17 protein-coding genes and 3 tRNA genes are annotated in these 17,507 nt (G+C 71.3%); 8 read left to right on the top strand and 12 right to left on the bottom strand.

Translation table 11 applies throughout. The features are described 5' to 3' along the window. Positions 1-558 (bottom strand): MFS transporter (locus AB0J69_RS41480; protein WP_364129619.1); only part of this gene is annotated, 558 nt, incomplete at its 3' end. Between the two features lie 248 nt (positions 559-806). Further along, complete coding sequence (locus tag AB0J69_RS41475; protein WP_364129617.1) at positions 807-1,574, bottom strand: VOC family protein; 768 nt, start codon at positions 1,572-1,574, stop codon at positions 807-809. A gap of 170 nt (positions 1,575-1,744) precedes the next feature. On the opposite strand from AB0J69_RS41475, the gene AB0J69_RS41470 reads away from it, so the two are divergent. Further along, entirely contained in the window at positions 1,745-2,374 is a 630-nt protein-coding gene (locus AB0J69_RS41470; protein ID WP_364129614.1) for an alpha-ketoglutarate-dependent dioxygenase AlkB, read from the top strand. A gap of 167 nt (positions 2,375-2,541) precedes the next feature. Here AB0J69_RS41470 and AB0J69_RS41465 read toward each other — a convergent pair whose 3' ends face one another. The 4 genes from AB0J69_RS41465 to AB0J69_RS41450 all read right to left on the bottom strand — a co-directional run bounded on the left by AB0J69_RS41465 (position 2,542) and on the right by AB0J69_RS41450 (position 6,396). Then, positions 2,542-3,597, bottom strand: a complete 1,056-nt coding sequence (locus tag AB0J69_RS41465) for an oxidoreductase (protein ID WP_364129611.1) — start codon at positions 3,595-3,597, stop codon at positions 2,542-2,544. Between the two features lie 55 nt (positions 3,598-3,652). Beyond that, positions 3,653-4,132: a MarR family transcriptional regulator gene (locus AB0J69_RS41460; protein ID WP_364129608.1), complete on the bottom strand. Its 480-nt coding sequence runs from the start codon at positions 4,130-4,132 to the stop codon at positions 3,653-3,655. Between the two features lie 57 nt (positions 4,133-4,189). Next, complete coding sequence (locus tag AB0J69_RS41455; RefSeq protein ID WP_364129605.1) at positions 4,190-5,032, bottom strand: D-alanyl-D-alanine carboxypeptidase family protein; 843 nt, start codon at positions 5,030-5,032, stop codon at positions 4,190-4,192. 185 nt (positions 5,033-5,217) lie between these two features. After that, the gene (locus AB0J69_RS41450) at positions 5,218-6,396 is read right to left on the bottom strand and encodes a glycosyltransferase family 4 protein (protein WP_364129603.1); all 1,179 of its coding nucleotides are present in this window, start codon (positions 6,394-6,396) and stop codon (positions 5,218-5,220) included. A 177-nt stretch (positions 6,397-6,573) separates the two neighbouring features. Between AB0J69_RS41450 and AB0J69_RS41445 the strand changes: the two genes are divergently transcribed. Further along, a complete protein-coding gene (locus tag AB0J69_RS41445) occupies positions 6,574-7,266 on the top strand; it encodes a DUF6348 family protein (RefSeq protein WP_364129601.1) in 693 nt (230 codons plus the stop codon). Positions 7,267-7,560: 294 nt separating this feature from the next. Further along, complete coding sequence (locus tag AB0J69_RS41440) at positions 7,561-8,544, top strand: LacI family DNA-binding transcriptional regulator (protein ID WP_364129622.1); 984 nt, start codon at positions 7,561-7,563, stop codon at positions 8,542-8,544. Here AB0J69_RS41440 and AB0J69_RS41435 read toward each other — a convergent pair. Next, positions 8,531-10,021: an alpha-N-arabinofuranosidase gene (locus tag AB0J69_RS41435; RefSeq protein ID WP_364129598.1), complete on the bottom strand. Its 1,491-nt coding sequence runs from the start codon at positions 10,019-10,021 to the stop codon at positions 8,531-8,533. The two genes, AB0J69_RS41440 and AB0J69_RS41435, sit on opposite strands and share 14 nt — an antisense overlap. Positions 10,022-10,318: 297 nt before the next feature. Here AB0J69_RS41435 and AB0J69_RS41430 point away from each other — a divergent pair, with 297 nt between their 5' ends. The 3 genes from AB0J69_RS41430 (at position 10,319) to AB0J69_RS41420 (ending at position 13,468) form a co-directional block, all read left to right on the top strand. Beyond that, positions 10,319-11,650, top strand: coding sequence for an extracellular solute-binding protein (locus tag AB0J69_RS41430; RefSeq protein WP_364129596.1), 1,332 nt, complete (start codon positions 10,319-10,321; stop codon positions 11,648-11,650). A 67-nt stretch (positions 11,651-11,717) separates the two neighbouring features. Next, the gene (locus AB0J69_RS41425) at positions 11,718-12,638 is read left to right on the top strand and encodes a sugar ABC transporter permease (RefSeq protein ID WP_364129594.1); all 921 of its coding nucleotides are present in this window, start codon (positions 11,718-11,720) and stop codon (positions 12,636-12,638) included. Further along, positions 12,635-13,468: a carbohydrate ABC transporter permease gene (locus AB0J69_RS41420; RefSeq protein ID WP_364129591.1), complete on the top strand. Its 834-nt coding sequence runs from the start codon at positions 12,635-12,637 to the stop codon at positions 13,466-13,468. Before AB0J69_RS41425 ends, AB0J69_RS41420 begins: the two co-directional genes overlap by 4 nt. Positions 13,469-13,574: 106 nt before the next feature. Here the strand turns inward: AB0J69_RS41420 and AB0J69_RS41415 are convergent. The 4 genes from AB0J69_RS41415 to AB0J69_RS41400 form a co-directional block, all read right to left on the bottom strand. Beyond that, positions 13,575-13,649, bottom strand: a tRNA-Val gene (locus AB0J69_RS41415). A 1-nt stretch (position 13,650) separates the two neighbouring features. Continuing rightward, positions 13,651-13,724 (bottom strand) — tRNA-Cys (locus AB0J69_RS41410). Between the two features lie 20 nt (positions 13,725-13,744). After that, a tRNA-Gly gene (locus AB0J69_RS41405) sits at positions 13,745-13,816 on the bottom strand. A 58-nt stretch (positions 13,817-13,874) separates the two neighbouring features. Further along, positions 13,875-14,519 (bottom strand): ACT domain-containing protein, encoded by a 645-nt coding sequence (locus tag AB0J69_RS41400; protein ID WP_364129588.1) that lies wholly within the window; start codon positions 14,517-14,519, stop codon positions 13,875-13,877. A gap of 82 nt (positions 14,520-14,601) precedes the next feature. On the opposite strand from AB0J69_RS41400, the gene dusB reads away from it, so the two are divergent. After that, on the top strand, positions 14,602-15,714 hold the full coding sequence (gene dusB, locus AB0J69_RS41395; protein WP_364129586.1) for a tRNA dihydrouridine synthase DusB: 1,113 nt from the start codon (positions 14,602-14,604) through the stop codon (positions 15,712-15,714). 11 nt (positions 15,715-15,725) lie between these two features. Here the strand turns inward: dusB and AB0J69_RS41390 are convergent, their stop codons facing one another. Continuing rightward, the gene (locus AB0J69_RS41390) at positions 15,726-16,505 is read right to left on the bottom strand and encodes a phytanoyl-CoA dioxygenase family protein (RefSeq protein ID WP_364129585.1); all 780 of its coding nucleotides are present in this window, start codon (positions 16,503-16,505) and stop codon (positions 15,726-15,728) included. 41 nt (positions 16,506-16,546) lie between these two features. Between AB0J69_RS41390 and AB0J69_RS41385 the strand changes: the two genes are divergently transcribed. Beyond that, positions 16,547-17,419 carry a helix-turn-helix domain-containing protein gene (locus AB0J69_RS41385; RefSeq protein ID WP_364129582.1) on the top strand — a complete coding sequence of 291 codons (873 nt, stop codon included), beginning with the start codon at positions 16,547-16,549 and terminating at the stop codon, positions 17,417-17,419. The last annotated feature ends 88 nt before the right edge of the window (positions 17,420-17,507 follow it).

Below are 17,507 nucleotides of genomic sequence, written 5' to 3'. Positions count from 1 at the left end.
CGGCGAGTCTGTAGAGTTTACGCTCAGTCCCCGGACAATCACGAGGAGGCATGATCGCCTTCCGTGCCGGACGACGCCGCTCGCGGCCGCCAGCACCCCCACCAGGGCGGGCCCCGCCAGCCCGGACGCGTTGTAGCTCATCGAGTCGAGCGCCGTGGCCCTGCCCAGCCGCGCGGGCCCGGCCACCAGGGGCAGCTGGGCCGTCCAGCCACCCGTGAGCGCCGGCCCCAGCAGGCCGGTCACGATCGCCAGCCCGACCAGGACCGCGTCCGGCGCCCGCCCCTGCCCGCCCGGGACCAGCAGCCCGAGGAGGAGCAGGAGCCCGGCCGCGTACCCGAGCAGGCACGCCGCCAGCAGCCGGCCCGGCCGCCGGGACCGGTCGAGCAGCACCCCGAGCAGCGGCCCACCGGCGGCGGCCGACACGGTGAGCCCCGCCAGCAGCCACGAGGCCAGCAGGGGCGACCCCGTGACGGCCAGCCCCGTGACCAGGAGCGCGGGTCCGGACATCTCGTCACCGGTACGGGCGGCGAGGGCTCCGGTCATGTAACGGGCTAACACATCCAAGACGTTACAGGAAAGTGCCTGCCCGTGTTAGGAGTGCGAGCCATCGGGAAGAAGTACCCGCAGCCACGCTCCTGAGCTGGGAAAATGACTCACGCCGGGGAGGGTCGGCCTGCGCGAACTGCGTGCGTGCAGGCCGACCGGCTATCCGCCGTAACCAGCGCCAACCGGACCCCCGCCGGCCACGTCGCCCCGAGTCGCCTGTCCCGTCGTGCGGGGCGATCTGCGGCCTGGGCCGCCGCTGCTCAGGCCGAGCTGGTGATGACCGCGAACCGGGCGCCGAAGGGGTCGGCGAGGAACGCCATCCGCCCGACCCCCTCCGCCGACATCGGCGGAGCGTGCGTCGTGCCCCCGAGCCGCTGCGCCAGGGCCACCGTGGCATCGCAGTCGGGCACCTCGAAGTACGGCAGCCAGTGCGGGCTGTCGCCGGCCTGGAGCTGGGCGAGGCCGGCCATCGCCGACGACTCGCCGCCCTCGGCGGGGGAGATCACGGGGTACGACGCGTCGCCCATCGGCAGGTCCTCGATCCGCCAGCCGAAGACCGCCTGGTAGAAGGTGCGGATGCCGACGGGGTCGGGGGTGTGGAGCTCGACCCAGCCGAGCGAGCCCGCCTCGGTGACCAGGCCGAGGCCCTTGGTCCGGCCGGGCTGCCAGACGGCGAACGCTGCCCCGGCCGGATCGGCGAACACCGCCATCCCGCCCTGCCCCTCGATGTCGATCGGCGGTGACAGGACCGTGCCGCCCGCCTGCTCGATCGTCTTCGCGATGACGCCCGCGTCGGGCGCCTGGAAGTACGTCAGCCACGCCGGGGCCCCTCGCCCCGGGGTCTCCGTGCTGATCCCGGCGACCGTCCGGCCGCCGACCTGGCAGAACCGGTAGTGCCGGTGCTCGGGCCCCAGCGAGATGGAATCCCAGCCGAACAGCCCGGTGTAGAAGGCGTCCGACGCCTCCGTGTCGGGGCTGCTGACGTCGATCCAGCAAGGGGTGCCCGGAACGTAGTCGGTGGTGAGCATGGCCTGCTCCTTCGCGTGACGAAGCGGTGGGTGGCCTCTTCACCTCTGGCGCGGTTGGAGGGCGATGCCACTCTTGTCCGGCGTCTCACAGCCTGGCACGTCCGGTGGGTGGAAGGCGACTCTTGGCAGCACTCGAATATGTGTTTGAACGATGGCGTACACTCGGCACCATGACAGCCGCGTTCCAAGCATCATTGCTCGGCCTCGACGAGGAGCTCGGGCTCGGACCGCTCGCCGGCGCTGTGCGCAGGACACACCTCGACCACGGCGCCTGGATCGACCTGCGGCCGGGCTGGCTGACGGGCGCCGACACGCTGTTCGAACGGCTGGCGGAGCGGGTGCCGTGGCGGGCCGAGCGGCGGCGCATGTACGACAGGGTCGTGGACGTGCCCCGGTTGCTGAAGTTCTACGACGAGGGCGAGCAGCTTCCTGACCCGGTGCTCGACGACGCCAGGCGGGCCCTCGACGCCCACTACGGGGCGGAGCTGGGCGAGCCGTTCCGTACGGCCGGGCTCTGCTTCTACCGCGACGGCCGCGACAGCGTGGCCTGGCACGGTGACACGATCGGGCGGGGCAGCACCGAGGACACCATGGTCGCGATCATCTCGGTCGGCAGCCCACGGCCGCTCCTGCTCCGCCCACGCGGCGGCGGCCCCTCGATCCGCCGCGACCTCGGCCACGGCGACCTGATCGTGATGGGCGGAAGCTGCCAGCGCACCTGGGAGCACGCCATCCCGAAGACCGCCCGCCCGGCGGGCCCCCGGATCAGCATCCAGTTCCGCCCCCACGACGTCCGCTGACTCTCGTCCCGCCGACCGGATCCGGCGCGCGAAACGGGGGTCCGGCTCGCCGATCGGGTGCGGCCCGCCCACAGGGGCATGGCCCGCGTCGTAGCCGGTCCGGTGTGGGGCGGGGTTGAGGCCGGGCGGTCGCCGAAGTACGAGCCGCCCGGCGCGGCTTCAGCCGGTTACCGCAGTACGAGCCGCCCGACGCGGCCCTGCTCGCCGGCGGCCCAGCACGAGCGGTCGTGTGCGCACGACACCGTGTCGAACGATCCGCCGTCGAACGTCTCCCAGCTCCGCCCGCCCGAATACGTCACGTCACTGCCGGTCGGTCCCACCGCGACGGCGGCGAAGGGCAGGTGCGGCAGCCAGGTCACGCCCGACCGGTACGCGGGCGGCGGTGCGGCGGCCGGTTGCCAGGTCGTGCCGCCGTCCCTGCTGACCGCGCCCGCGCTGGGCGACTGCTGCTCCGGCCGGTAGTCGCCGCCGACCGCGATGCCCCGGTGCCGGTCGCGGAAGGCCAGGCCGAAGACGCCGCGCGCCGGGTCCCCGGCCGGGATGGGCGTGTCGGCCACCGTCCACGTACGTCCCCGGTCGCCCGAGTGGAACACCCGCGACCGCTCCGCCCCGCCGGCGGCCAGCCAGGCGTCCCGCCCGCCGGCCGTGACGAGGCACTGCCCGCTCGCCGCGAACCCGGCCTCGCCCGGCAGCGCCTGCGGCATCCCGTCCGGGGGCAGCACCCGCCAGCTCCGCCCGCCGTCCTCCGTGGCCAGGATCCGGAACCTGCCGTCCACGGGGTCGCTCATGGCCAGCCCGTGCCGCCGGTCGAAGAAGGCCATGCAGTCGTAGAACGCCCGGGGCTCGTCGTTCCTGAACGTCTCCGCCCACGTACGCCCCCCGTCCTCCGTCCGGTAGACGCGCGAGTCCGTGCCCTCGCCGATGGACAGTGCCACGGCCCGGTCGGAGCCGAACGCCTCGATGTCGCGGAACTGGAGCGCGGCCGTGTCGGGCGGGGAGACGTTCTGCCAGCTCCGGCCACCGTCCACGGTCCTCAGCACGGTGCCGCCCGAGCCCGAGGCCCACACCACGTTCCGGCTGACGGGCGACAGGCCGCGCAGGCGAGCCGTCACCCCGGTCTCCTTGAGCTCCCAGCTCAGCTTGGGCATGCCCGCCTGGGCGGGCAGGGGGGCGACGAGCACGAGGGCCGCTGACAGCGCGCTCAACGCGATGCGAAGCTTCATGTCGGGCAAACTAGCCCAAAGGATCAACACCGTCCATGGCGTCGAGGAACTCGGGTCAGCCGTCGTCGGCGACGGCGCGGTGGGCACTCCATCGCAGCCACAGCGCGGGCAGCTCCTTCTCCAGGAACCGGTAGAGCTCGTGCACGTTCTCCAGCCGTTCCCGGCGCTCGGCCGGGCCGTCGGCGAGCACCCGCAGCCCGGCCTCGGTGAACTCCCAGAACGCGGACGTCTTCGCGTAGCGGGCGGCGAGCATCCGGCTCCACCCGTCGGGGGCCATGCGGAAGAGCTCCTGCCGCTCGCCCCGCCGCCGGACCCCCTCGATCAGGCCGCTCGGTGCAAGGAGCCGGGTCGCGCTGCCGATCGAGCTCCGGCTGACCCGCAGCACGTCGGCGAGCTCGGCGGCGCTCTGCTCCGGCGGGTCGCTGATGAGCAGCCAGCCGACCACCCGCCCGGCGATCAACGGCATGCCGTCCCGTGCGAAGAAGACCGCGACGTCGTCGACGAACTCGAGCTCGGCGTCCGTTGGGGTGATCATGTTCGGATATTACGGTCATTGCAGTAATGGCTGCTATGGCCGGAATCGGCGGGCGGGTCAGGCGGCCTGGCGGGAGGTTCCCCAGGACAGCAGTTCCCCGGCCGTGCTGAAGCGGCGGCTGGAGACTGACTCGTCGAGCAGTACGCCGACCAGCAGCCGGCCGTCGGACTCCCCGGCGAACGCCAGGCAGTAGCCCGCCGCCCTGGTGAAGCCGGTCTTCAGCCCGATCGCGCCGGGCGTGCCGAGCAGCCGGTTGGTGTTGCGCCACTCGTACGAGCGGTGCCCGTCGCCGGCGTCGAGGTCGTGCCGGCGGGTCCCGGCCACCTGCTTGATCAGCGGCACCCGCAGCGCCTTGGCGGCCAGGAGGGCCTGGTCCCTGGCGGTGGAGTAGCCGTCACTGCCGGGCATGGGCAGGCCGTCGGCGTTGACGTACTCGGTGTCGTTCATGCCCAGCTCGCGGGCGGTGGCGTTCATCTTGGCCACGAAGCCCTTGACGCCGGGGCCGTACGTGCGGGCCAGCGCGTGGGCCGCGTCGGCGCCGGAGGGGAGCATCAGGCCGTACATGAGCTCGCCGACCGTGAGGCGGTCGCCGGGGCGCAGGTCCGCGGTGGTGCCGCCGCCGTCCTCGGCGTACTCGACGTCCTCGCGCGCGATCCGCACCACGTCCGTGGGCCTGGCGGTCTTCAGCACGACGTACGCGGTCATGGTCTTGGTCAGGCTGGCGATCGGCATCCGTTCGGTGCCGTCCTTGTCCAGGAGCACGTCGCCGGACGAGGCGTCCATCAAATAGGCGGCCCGGCCGTACACGGCGGGGGTGTCGGCGGACACGGCGGGCGCGGTCGTCGCCGTGGCATGCGCCGGCGCGGTGAGCCCTGTGACCAGGGCAAGTACGCCTGCCATGGCAGTCAGAAAAGCTTTCCCGATACGCATGGCCCACAGACTGCCGCGCGTCTTGGGGTGCGTTTGACGAAATAACCGAAATTTCGTGACAAGCCGGGCGGAAACCCCTATGTAGCAGGAAGATCCGGCTTGGTAAATCTTTAGCGAGATATGCCGGAAGTCAGGGGATCGGGGTCAATGGAGCTTCAGCGGGGGTTCCAGAAGGTGTCGGCCACCCGCTCGCCCGCCGCCAGCTCCGAGAACAGGTCCTCCCACAGCGGCATCACCTGCTCGGGCCCGTAGGCGCGCGACGCCCTCGCCGCCGCCCTCCCCATGCGCACCCGCAGGTCACGGTCGGCGATGACCCGGTTCAGGGCGGCGGCCAGCGCGTCCACGTCCCTGGGCGGCACCAGCACGCCGTCCACGCCGTCGGTCAGCACGTCCCCCGGCCCGGTCGGGCAGTCGAAGGCCACCACGGGCAGCGCGTGCGTCATCGCCTCGATCATCACCATCGGCAGGCCCTCGAAGCGGGAGCTCAGCGCGTACACGGAGGCGTCGGTCAGCTCCCTCTCCAGCCGGTCGGTACGCCCCGGCAGCGACACGTGCTCGTCCAGCCCGTACTGCGCGACGAGCCCGGCGAGCTGCCCCCCGCGCGGCCCGGTGCCGAAGATGCGCAGCCGCCATTCCGGGTGCTCGGGCACCACCTGCGCGAACGCCTGGATGAGCAGGTCGAACCCCTTCTGCGGCACCAGCCGCCCGGCCGCGATCACCACGGGACTCCCCTGCTGGGAACGTTCCTGATCGACCTTGTGCACCGCGTTCGGGATCTGCACGATCGGGGTGCGCGGCAGCAGGCGCTGGTACTCCAGCCGGTTCGTCCGCGTCAGCACCGTGATCGCGTCGAACCGGTCGTAGTGGCGGGCGATCTCCCTGCGGATCGTGTCGGGGTAGGCCGACAGGTTCATGTGCTCCTGGGCGACCCGGATGACGCTCTTGGGGGCCCGGCGGGCGGCGATCAGGTTGAGCGCGGGCCGGGTCGTCACCAGGATGCCGTCGCGCAGCTTGGAGACGTACTCCATGGCGGCCCACTCCACGCGCTCGGTGAAGTAGTCGGCCGCGAACTCGCCGCGCGGCACGACCTTCCCGCGCACCCTGCGCCAGGCCCGGCGGCCGATCGAGTCCGGCCGCCGGCCGTCCCGCTGGTCCACCAGCGTGGTGACGGTGATCCGGGGGTCCAGCCCGAACCGGGGGTTGTCGCGCCGCCGTACGAGGCTGACCAGCTCGACGTCGTGGCCGGCGGCGGCCATGGCGTTCGCCTGGTTGACCACCGTGCGGATGGTGCCCCCCATGCCGTAGGCGTGCAGCATGAGGTAGCGGATCTTCACGCGACCGGCCTCGTGCGCGGATGCGGCGATCGACACGGGGCGGCGCGGCAGGAAGGCGAATTCATGCCGAGGCAGACTACCTCGGGTTCCTGGCAGTTCCCTGGGAGAGCGAACGATGATCAAGAGCGTTAGCCTGACAGGTGTCGAGGCGCGCGATTTCGGACCGAGGAGTGGGGCATGGACGGCGTACGGCCGGCGGACGACGTGGTTCTGGGCATGGTCGCCGAACAGCTGAGCACGGCCATGGGCCGCCCCTGGGAGGTCCGCGACGGCATGGCGAAGGGCCCCGGCACGGTCGCGGTGCGGCTGGGCGCCGACCACACCGGCAGCGCGAGCCACCTCGACCTCGACTTCGTGCTCAACGTCGACCGCCCGGAGGACACCACGATCAGCGACTGCGTGGCCGGCTACGGCGCCACCACCGAGGAGGCCCTCGACCGGGCCGTCCAGGTGTGGCTGGGCACGACCGGCAGCGCCCTGCTCGAACTCGTCGTCCAGGACGGCTCGCACGCCGCCCACTTCGCGCCCGGCGACCCCGACGGCTTCCCCGCCTGGCACGCCATCCACGGCGGCATCACCGGCTGGGGCACCGGCGACGACCACGACGCCGTACAGCGCTGGGCGGTCCAGCACGTCCTCCTGCCGCACCTGGCCCCGGCGCTGAAGGGCACGCTCGAACGAGGACAGCTGGTCGGGGTGAAGGCGTTCTTCGGCGGGGGAGAGGGCGGGGAGACCGCCGAGATCCGGGTCGACGGCGCCTACCACGAGGCGGGCTCGCGGGCGCTGGCGGAGCTGGACTGGCCGCGACCGGCGAGCGGCGTCTCGTACGCCCGCACCTTCGTGCTCCTCGTCCACCAGGAAGGCGGCTGACCTCAGCGCCCCCGGCCGGCCCCCGCGCCTCGTCCGGGAGGTCCGGCTGCAGGACGATCCGCCGCCCGCGGCCAGGGCCACCGGCAAGGTCGCCGACGTGGCCGACCGCGGCACGGCCGACGGCACGGACGTGCGCCAGGGGAGCCGGCCCGGCGACAACTGCCGGCGGCGGTCGCTCAGGCCCGCGTAGCGGGCGGCGAATAATGATCGCGCGCTCGCCTCTTCCGCCTGTTAGCGTTACCGCTGAGGGGGTGAGCCGCGGTGAAATCCAAACCCGGCAGGCCTGCGGTGCTCATGGACGTCGCCGTGCTCGCCGGAGTTTCCACCATGACCGTTTCGCGCGTGCTCAACACGCCCGACCTCGTCCGCGCCGAGACCAGGGCCCGCGTGCTGGCCGCCGTGCGCGAGCTGGACTACCGGCCCAACCAGGCCGCCCGCCAGCTGGTCACCGGCCGCTCCGGCGTGCTCGGCGTGGTCAGCATCGACACCACTCTCTACGGCCCGGCCTCCACCCTCTACTGCATCGAGCAGGCCGCCAGGCACGCCGGCTACAACGTCAGCATCGCCAGCCTCAGCTCGCTCAACCGCAGGTCGATGGAGGAGGGCATGCAGCGGCTGCGCACCCAGGCCGTCGACGGTGTGATCATCGTGGCGCCGCACGAGTCGGCCGCCGACGGGCTGCGCCACCTGCCGCCCGAGATGCCGGTGGTGGCGGTGGACGCCGGTGACGACATCCCCGTGCCCGTGGCCAAGGTGGACCAGAAGGCCGGCGCCGTCCGCGTCACCAGACACCTGCTCAGCCTCGGCCACCGGAGCGTGTGGCACGTGGCGGGCCCGGCCGACTGGCTCGACGCCAACGGCCGCATCGAGGGCTGGCGCGGCGTCCTGGAGGAGGCCGGGCGAGAGGTGCCCGAGGTGCTGCGGGGCGACTGGAGCGCCCGCTCCGGCTACCAGCTCGGCCGCCGCCTCGCCAAGGATCACGAGGTCAGCGCCGTGTTCGTGGCCAACGACCAGATGGCGCTCGGCGTGCTGCGGGCGCTGCGCGAGGCCGGGCGGCGGGTGCCGGAGGACGTGAGCGTGGCGGGGTTCGACGACATCCCCGAGGCCGCGTACTTCTGGCCGCCGCTGACGACCGTGCGCCAGGACTTCCGCGAGGTCGGCAGGCACGCCTTCCACATGTTGCTGGACCGGATGGCCGGCGTCGAGCCGGAGGCCCGGCGCCTGGTCGAGCCCGAGCTGGTCGTACGCGAGAGCACCGGCCCGGTCAGCCCAGCCTGATCACGTTCCACGACACCGGGGGCAGCAGGATGCGCATCGGGTCGTGCTCGACGTCCGCGTTCGGCCTGGGCGCGATGCGGCCGGGGTCGTCGGCGGTGTTGCGGGCGTAGACGTCGGGGTCGGTCAGCGTGGTGACCTCGACGATGCGCGCGCCGCCCAGCGCCCGCGCGTCGATCTCCAGCGACACCGGCCCGTCGGTGGAGCGGTTGACGACGAACAGCGTCGTGCCGTCCTCCGCGTGCGTGGCCACCGCGTCCACCAGCGGCACCTCGCCGTACAGCTTCGTCTCGTACGACGGCGACACCGGCTCCACGCGCAGCATGTCACCGGCGGCGTGCCGGGACGCCTGGGCGAACGGGTGGAAGGTCGTCTGCCGCCACGCCCGCCCGCCCGGCTCCGTCATGATCGGCGCGATCACGTTCACGAGCTGGGCCAGCGACGCGGCGGTCACCCGGTCGCTGTTGCGCAGCAGGCTGATCAGCAGCCCGCCGAACGCCACCGCGTCGGCCAGGTGGTAGTGGTCCTCCAGCAGCGGCGGCGCGACCGGCCAGTCCGCGGGCGGCTCGGCGTTCTGGAAGCGCGACAGGTACCAGACGTTCCACTCGTCGAACGAGATGTTGATCTTCTTGCGCGACTTCAGCCGGGCCCCGACGTGGTCGGCGCTGGCCACGACGGAGGCGATGAAGTAGTCCATGTTGACGGAACTGGCCAGGAAGCTGCCGAGGTCGCCGTCCTGCTCCTCGTAGTAGGCGTGGCAGGAGATGTAGTCCACCAGGTCGTAGGTCTCCTCCAGCACCGTGGCCTCCCACGCGCCGAAGGTCGGCTGGTGGGAGCTGGAGCTGCCGCACGCGACCAGCTCCAGCTTCGGGTCCACCATGCGCATGGCGCGGGCGGTCTCGGCGGCGAGCCGGCCGTACTCGCGGGCCGTCTTGTGGCCGGTCTGCCAGGGGCCGTCCATCTCGTTGCCCAGGCACCACATGCGGATGCCGTGCGGCTCCTTGGCGCCGTTGGCGACGCGCAGGTCGGACAGGGCCGTGCCCGACGGGTGGTTGCAGTATTCGAGCAGGTCGAGGGCCTCGGCGATGCCGCGGGTGCCGAGGTTGAGCGCCATCATGGGCTCGACGCTGGCCTTGCGGCACCAGCGGACGAACTCGTCCACGCCCACCTCGTTCGTCTCCGTGCTGTGCCAGGCCAGGTCGAGCCGGCGCGGCCGCTGGGAGACCGGGCCGATGCCGTCCTCCCATCTGTAGCCGGAGACGAAGTTGCCGCCCGGGTAGCGGACGGTGGAGATGCCCAGCTCCCTGGTCAGGTCGAGCACGTCGCGGCGGAAGCCGTCGTCGTCGGCCGAGGGGTGGTCCGGCTCGTGGATGCCGGTGTAGACGCAGCGCCCGAGGTGCTCCACGAACGTGCCGAAGGTGCGCCGGTGGACCGGGGCGACCTTGAACGTGGGATCGAGGGTCAGCTTGGCCTGATGCACGGGGCTTCTCCTGTTTCGCGGGCGTTACGTGGTTCCCGATTGTTAGCGTTATCACCTGCTCGGTCAAGGGGCCGGATCTCGCGGCAACCCCCTTGCCAGGGGCCCTTGACAGCCAGCTTGTTACCGCTAACACTCGGGTAACCCCGCCGAAACAACGGGGTACGCGCGGCGACCTCCGTGACCCCGGACGGCTCGCTCTGTCGCCTCTGTGAGAGGCCCCATTAACGGCTGCCCTGAACCTCCTGGATGTTAGCGAGAACATGGCCAAGCGATAGCTCGGTGAAAGAAGAGGCCACAGTGCACGGTCCCCCCGACATAACCCGCCGGCATCTTCTTGCCGGCAGCCTCGCACTGCTCGGCGCCGCCGCCACGGGTTGCGCCATCCCCGTGGGGCTCGGCTCGTCCCAGACCCGCGTCCAGTACTGGCATTTCCTCGGCGCGAGCGACGGCATCATCATGAACCAGATGGTCGGGGCGTTCGCCAAGGACAACCCCGACATCTTCGTCGAGGAGAACGTGCTCGCCTGGGGCGAGCCGTACTACACGAAGATCGCGATGGCCGGCGCCGGCGGCCGCTCGCCCGACCTGGCCACCTTCCACCTGGCCCGGCTGGCCGGGATGGGCGCCGGGCGGATCCTCGACCCCATCGACGTGAAGCTGCTGGAGGAGGCCGGCCTGACGGCCGCCGATTTCAGCCCGCCGATCTGGGAGCGGGCCCATCTCGACGGCGTCCTGTACGCGATCCCCTTCGACGCCCACCCGATGGTGCAGTACTACAACACCGACATCTGCCGCAAAGCCGGGTTGCTCGGCCCCGACGGGAAGCTGACCCCCACCAAGGGCGTGGACCAGCTGATCGCCCAGCTCACCAAGGCCAAGGAAGTGATGGGCGGCAAGCCGCCGCTGGCCTTCGACGCGCTCGGCCTGGGCACCGTGGGGCCGTGGCGCGTGTGGTGGACGCTCTACTCGCAGAGCGGCGGGACCCTGCTGTCCGACGACGGCACCAAGATCACCATCGACGACACCAAGGCGCTGGAGGGGCTGCGGCTCATGCAGCGGCTCGGCAAGGAAGGGCTGTGCGACTGGCGTACCGACTACGGCGCCTCCGTCGCCAACTTCACCAACGGGCAGGCGGCGTTCCTGTGGAACGGCGACTGGGAGACCACCGGGCTCAAGGAACGCAAGACGCCGTTCAGCATGATGCGCTTCCCCAGCGTCTTCGGCGGCTGGTCGGCGCAGGCCGACTGCCACGCGTTCGTCCTGCCGCACCAGCGTGTCCGGGACCCCGAGGTGGAGCGGGCCACGTACCGGTTCATCGCCTACCTCGTCAAGAACAGCGCCGACTGGGCGGTGGCCGGGCACGTGCCCGCGTACCTGCCCACGCTGGAGGAGCCCGACTACCTCGCGCTGCAGCCGCAGTCGGAGTACCGCTCGGTCATCACCGACGTCGCCCTCGACCCGCAGGTGTGGTTCACCGGGTCGGCCTCGCGGTTGTGGATCGAGTTCGGTGAGGCGTTCTCCCCGGTCATCAGCGGGCAGCGCACCCCCGAGGAGGGCCTGGCGGAGGCCAAGGCCTCGTTGACCCGGCTGCTGGACGCCCCGAACCCCTTCCCCGACGAGGAGCGCTAATGACCGAGCTTGTCGAGGTCATCAATGAGCACAGCACCTTGGTCATGGGACCGACGAAGGAGGGAGCATGACCACGACTGTCGCGGCCCCTGCGACCGCCGCCCCCCTCGCCGAGGCGAAGGTGAAGCGCGGCTGGACCCAGCACGGCCTGCTGTTCGTGGCGCCGTTCCTGCTGGTCTACTTGGCCTTCCTGGTGTGGCCGACCGTGCTCGGCTTCCAGATGAGCCTGTCGAGCGTGAACATCGCCGGCGGCAACGACCAGCTGGTCGGGTTCGCGAACTACGCCGAGGCGTTCGCCGACCCGCGCATGTGGCGCTCGTTGTGGAACACGCTCGTCTTCACCGTCTTGAGCACGATCCCGCTGGTGTTCCTCGGCCTGGTGTTCGCGCTGCTGGTGCACAACCTGCGCTTCGTGCAGTGGTTGTGGCGGCTGTCGTTCTTCGGGCCGTTCCTGCTGCCCTCTGCCGTGGTGTCCATCCTGTGGCTGCAGATGATCTACCCGCCCGACTACGGCCTGCTCAACGGCACGCTCGGCACCGACGTGCTGTGGCTGGGCGACCCGTCCGTGGCCATGTGGTCGATGGTGCTGACCACGGTGTGGTGGACGGTCGGCTTCAACTTCCTGCTCTACCTCGCCGCCCTCCAGTCCATCCCGACGCACCTGTACGAGGCCGCCGACATCGACGGCGCCTCGGGCTGGGCCAAGCTGCGCTCCATCACCCTGCCGCTGCTCGGCCGCACGACGGCGCTCATCGTGGTGCTGCAGCTGGTGGCCTCGCTGAAGGTGTTCGACCAGATCTACCTGATGACCGGCGGCGGACCGCAGGACTCCACCCGGCCGATCATCGAGTACGCCTACGACGTCGGTTTCACCGGTTACCGCATCGGTTACGCGTCGGCCGTGTCGTACATCCTGTTCGTCCTGATCGTCATCGTCTCCCTGGCGCAGCTCCGGCTGTTCCGCAAGCGTGAGGAGGTCGCGTCGTGACCAAGCGGTTCAGCTTCAGCCAGCTCGTCCTGCTGGTGGCCGCGCTGGTGCTGGCGGCCATCTGGCTCGCGCCCATCGCGTGGGCCGTGGCCACCTCGCTCAAGCCCGAGGACGAGACGACCAAGCTCCCGTTGGAGTGGATCGGCAGCGAGATCACGTTCGACTCCTACGAGCTGGTCCTGGGCACCGGCGGGATCGTGAAGTGGGCGATCAACTCGACGGTGACCGCCGTCATCGTGACGTTCCTGACCGTGCTGTTCTCGGCGATGGCGGCGTACGGGTTCGCGCGCACCCAGTTCAAGGGGCAGCGGGCGCTGCTGGCGCTGATCCTGGCCGGGATCATGGTGCCCCCGCAGGTGCTGATCGCGCCGCTGTTCGCCGAGATGGTCGCCTTCGGCCTGGTGGACACCTGGTGGGCGATCATCCTGCCGCAGGTGGCGGCGCCGCTGATCGTCTACATCCTGTTCAAGTTCTTCCAGGACGTGCCGCCGGAGCTGGAACAGGCCGCCTTCGTGGACGGGGCCGGGCGGTGGCGGGTGTTCTTCACCATCGTGCTGCCGCTGTCGCGGCCGGTGCTGGCGGCGGTGTCGATCTTCACGTTCATCAACACCTGGAACAACTTCCTCTGGCCGTTCCTGGTGTCCACCGACCCGAACACGATGACGCTGCCGGTGGGGCTGGCGAACGTGGTGCAGGGGACGTTCGGCCTGCGGTACGCCCAGATCATGGCCTCCGTGGTGCTCGCCGGGCTGCCGCTGCTCGTGGTGTTCATCCTCTTCCAGCGGCAGATCATCCGGGGCGTGGCCCACACGGGCCTGGCCGGTCAGTGACGCTGCCGCGTACGAGCACCTCGACGGCCCGGCCGCCGCGTCGAGCGGGCCGTCCCTGGGAAAGCGAAGAAGCCCCGGCCGTCACGGCCCGGGGCTTCTTTCGAGGTGGTGGACGATACTGGGATTGAACCAGTGACCTCTTCCGTGTCAGGGAAGCGCTCTCCCGCTGAGCTAATCGTCCTTGGAGGTGGCGACGGGATTTGAACCCGTGTGGACGGCTTTGCAGGCCGCTGCCTCGCCTCTCGGCCACGCCACCGAGTCAAAACCTCATCTCCGAGCGGAAGACGGGATTCGAACCCGCGACCCTCACCTTGGCAAGGTGATGCTCTACCACTGAGCCACTTCCGCGTTGCTGCGTGGTTAACAATAGCGCGTTTCCGGACCAGATGCTTACTCGTGGCCGGCGCTAGCGTCCGTCCTTGCGGAGTTGGCGGGCCACGCTGCGCTCGGTGGCGGGCAGGCTGAGGAAGATCTCCAGGATCCTGGTGAGGCGGTGGACCTCGATGCGGTGGAAGGCGGGGCCCTCCGAGCGGGCCAGGAGCAGGGAGAGGGCCAGGGGCGGCAGCGGGGCGTGGATGAGGTGCAGGTCGCCGTCGAGGGTCAGGGCCGTGGGACGGGCGGGCGTCTCCTCCGGGATGACGATCTCCTGCGGCGCCCGCCAGCTCGCGTAGACCACGCGGCGCTCGGCCGTCGTGGCCGCCCAGTCGGCGCTGAACAGCACCGGGAGCGAGTCGATCAGCGTGGTCAGGGCCCGGTCGCCGGCCGTGGTGATGTATTTGAGGATCTCCAGCTCCGGGTAGGTGCCGGGCGCCTCGCGGGTGGTCCAGATGCCTTCGACCGCGACGTTCTCGACGCTCTGCAGGCTCTTGACCAGGGCCTGCCGGGGCGTGCTGTCCGGGCAGAAGATGGTGATGTCGTCCACCGCCCGGCCCGCCCCCCGGTCGAGCACGGTCACCTGCGTGATGTCGGCCCCCGCCACCCCCAGGACCTTGGTCACCTGTGCCAGGGAACCCGGCCGGTCGGGCAGCGCGACGCGTACACGAAGAAGCATCCATCCCCCTCAACCGAAGATGCCGATCACAGACTATCCGCGAAATACCGGTTACGGCCTGACCTGCGCTACAACTAAGTGAGTGAAGATTGGGCCGATTGGGGTGTGGCCGCCGGTGGTGCTCGCGCCGATGGCGGGCATCACGAACGCGCCGTTCCGGGTGTTGTGTCGGGAGCAGGGCGCGGGGTTGTTCGTGTGCGAGATGATCACGACACGGGCGCTCGTCGAGCGCAATCCGAAGACGCTGCGGATGATCAGGTTCGCCGAGTCGGAGCAGCCCAGGAGCATCCAGCTGTACGGCGTGGATCCCGACGTCGTGGGGCGGGCGGCGCGGATGATCGCCGAGGAGGACCTGGCCGACCACATCGACCTGAACTTCGGCTGCCCGGTGCCCAAGGTGACCAGGCGCGGGGGCGGGTCGGCGCTGCCGTACAAGCGGAATCTGCTGCGCCGGATCCTGCGGCAGGCGGTGGCGAACGCGGGGTCGTTGCCCGTGACGATGAAGATGCGCAAGGGCATCGACGACGATCACCTGACCTACCTGGACGCGGGCCGGATCGCGGCCGAGGAGGGGGTCGCCGCGATCGCGCTGCACGCCCGCACCGCCAAGCAGCACTACGGCGGCGTGGCCGACTGGGAGGCCATCGCGCGGCTGAAGGAGGCCGTGCCGGAGATCCCCGTGCTGGGCAACGGGGACATCTGGTGCGCCGACGACGCCGTCAGGATGGTGGCCCGCACGGGGTGCGACGGCGTCGTGGTCGGGCGGGGGTGCCTGGGGCGGCCCTGGTTGTTCCGGGACCTGGAAAACGCGTTCAACGGCAGCCCCGAGCGGGCCCGGCCGACGCTCGGCGAGGTCGCCGAGGTGATGGCCAGGCACGCCGAGGGGCTGACCGAGTGCTTCGACATCGAGCGGTACGCGGTGGCCGACTTCCGCAAGCACGTCGGGTGGTATCTGAAGGGGTTCACGGTCGGGAGCGAGCTGCGCCGCGAGCTGGCCACGGCCGAGTCGCTCGACGGGCTGCGGGAGGGGCTGGCGAAGCTGGAGCAGGACCAGCCGTGGCCGCCGAACACCGACACGCCCCGGGGCAAGTCGGGGGAGCGGTCCAAGGTGCTCCTGCCCGACGGGTGGCTGGACGACCCGTGGGACTGCCCGATCCCCGGTGACGAGGCCGAGTCGGACACCTCCGGCGGCTGACCGCCTCCCCCTCAGTGGGGGCCGGTGATCTCCGTGCCGCAGGGGCCGCCGCCGACCGCCGCCTCGAGCCGGACGGGCTCGCCCGACATCGTCAGCGTCGGGTAGTACTCGGCGATCCGCTCCGCCGAGCGGCCGACGTAGTGGCAGATGAAGCTGCGCCGGAATCGGTCCTCCGTGCTGTTCGGCTCCGAGCCGTGCACCAGGCTGCCGTTGAAGAAGAGCACGTCGCCCGGGTTCATGTCGACGGGCGCCTTCTCCAGGCCGGGGGGCGGGGGGACGTACTCGCGGGTGAACGAGACGTCCTGGTCGGCCTCCTCCGGGCAGAACAGGTCCATCAGGTGCGTGCCGGGGACGACCTCGAGGCCGCCGTTGGCCCGGTCGACGCGGTCGAGCGCCACCCAGGCGGCCACGCAGGTGCCCGGCTCCACCCGCAGGTAGAAGTTGTCCTGGTGCAGCGCCTGGCCCCTGGCGCCCGGGGGCTTGAAGTAGAACATGCTCTGGGCTGCTATCGGCTCCTCGCCCAGGAGGTCGCGGAGTATCGCGGCGAAGCGCGTGTCGAGCAGGTAGCGCCGGGCCACGTCGTTCACCTGGTGGGGGTGCATGATCCGGGGATAGTCGCGCAGGATGTCGTACGGCTGCCCCGGCTCCTGCGGCTGCGGGGAGAAGTGACCCGGGATCGGGCCCCGGGCGTGCAGCGCCATGAACTCCTCGCGCAGCTCGGCCACCTCCTCCGGGGCGAGGAGACCGGGCACCAGCACGTACCCCTGATCGCGGAAGTCGTTGAGCCTCATGTCTCTCACGCTAGAGAGCCGGATCGTGCAACGGTATGCCCATGACCGCTGAGGACCTGTCTGTTCCTGCTGCCGACCTGATGATCGTGGGCCACTACGACAAGGCGCCCGGCTACGCCACGCGCCGGGCGGGCGGGTCGCCGAGCTGGCTGCTGCTGTGGACCGAGGCGGGGGCCGGATACGTCGCGCAGGGCGGCGCGTCGCGCGAGGTGGGGCCGGGTGACCTGGTGGTGCTGGGGTCGGGGGTGGCCCAGCACTACCGGGTGCGGCCCGGGGCGGAGCGGTGGCGGTTCTGGTGGGTGCACTTCCAGCCACGGGCGTCCTGGGCGGCGTGGCTGGCGCCGTATGTCGGGGACGACGGCTGCCATGTGGTGGCGGGCGTGCCGCAGCCTGTGCACGGGCGTATCGACCTGGCGTTCCGGCGGGCGCTCCGCGACGCGCGGTGGACGCCCGACACGCCGGTTCCCGCCGCGCCGCGCGGCCCGGCCGTCGTGGTCGGCGGGGCGGCGCGGGAGCTGGTCATGGGGGCCGTGGAAGAGGTGCTGGTGCTGGCCACCGCCTTGGCGCGGCCCGCGGGGCGGGGCGAGGAGGGGGACGAGCGGGTACGCCGCGTCCTGGCGATCATCGCGGCCGAGCCGGGGGCGCCGCACTCGGTCGCCTCGCTCGCGCGCACGGTCGCGCTCTCGCCCTCCCGCTTCGCCCACCTGTTCGCCGAGGAGACCGGCCAGACGCCCATGCAGGCCGTGCGCCGGGCCCGGGTGCGGCACGCCGCGAGCCTGCTGGAGGTGACGGACATGGACGTCGGGCAGGTGGCGGCGGCCTCGGGCTTCGTCAGCCCGTTCCACTTCAGCCGGGCCTTCAGGAAGGAGTACGGCCTGCCGCCCCGCGACTACCGCGCCCGCGTCCGCCCCTGAGCGCCCCGCAAGGCTCTGACCTCGAAGGTTAACCAGAACTTCAGCGGAATGTCCCCCCGCGAACGCTCTGCGAAACCGGGCGCCCGTC

Source organism: Nonomuraea sp. NPDC049709, from assembly GCF_040674815.1.
GTDB lineage: Bacteria > Actinomycetota > Actinomycetes > Streptosporangiales > Streptosporangiaceae > Nonomuraea.
Note: the sequence above shows the minus strand (reverse complement) of the source record. Positions and strands in the feature narration are given on the sequence as shown.

Excerpts from the sequence above, each read along its gene's own strand:
- AB0J69_RS41440 (WP_364129622.1), top strand. The coding sequence starts at position 7,561 with ATGGACGTCGCCGTGCTCGCCGGAGTTTCCACCATGACCGTTTCGCGC.
- AB0J69_RS41460 (WP_364129608.1), bottom strand. The coding sequence starts at position 4,132 with ATGATCACCCCAACGGACGCCGAGCTCGAGTTCGTCGACGACGTCGCG.
- AB0J69_RS41455 (WP_364129605.1), bottom strand. The coding sequence starts at position 5,032 with ATGGCAGGCGTACTTGCCCTGGTCACAGGGCTCACCGCGCCGGCGCAT.
- AB0J69_RS41400 (WP_364129588.1), bottom strand. The coding sequence starts at position 14,519 with ATGCTTCTTCGTGTACGCGTCGCGCTGCCCGACCGGCCGGGTTCCCTG.
- AB0J69_RS41475 (WP_364129617.1), bottom strand. The coding sequence starts at position 1,574 with ATGCTCACCACCGACTACGTTCCGGGCACCCCTTGCTGGATCGACGTC.
- AB0J69_RS41465 (WP_364129611.1), bottom strand. The coding sequence starts at position 3,597 with ATGAAGCTTCGCATCGCGTTGAGCGCGCTGTCAGCGGCCCTCGTGCTC.
- AB0J69_RS41470 (WP_364129614.1), top strand. The coding sequence starts at position 1,745 with ATGACAGCCGCGTTCCAAGCATCATTGCTCGGCCTCGACGAGGAGCTC.
- AB0J69_RS41425 (WP_364129594.1), top strand. The coding sequence starts at position 11,718 with ATGACCACGACTGTCGCGGCCCCTGCGACCGCCGCCCCCCTCGCCGAG.
- AB0J69_RS41390 (WP_364129585.1), bottom strand. The coding sequence starts at position 16,505 with ATGAGGCTCAACGACTTCCGCGATCAGGGGTACGTGCTGGTGCCCGGT.
- AB0J69_RS41385 (WP_364129582.1), top strand. The coding sequence starts at position 16,547 with ATGACCGCTGAGGACCTGTCTGTTCCTGCTGCCGACCTGATGATCGTG.
- AB0J69_RS41445 (WP_364129601.1), top strand. The coding sequence starts at position 6,574 with ATGGACGGCGTACGGCCGGCGGACGACGTGGTTCTGGGCATGGTCGCC.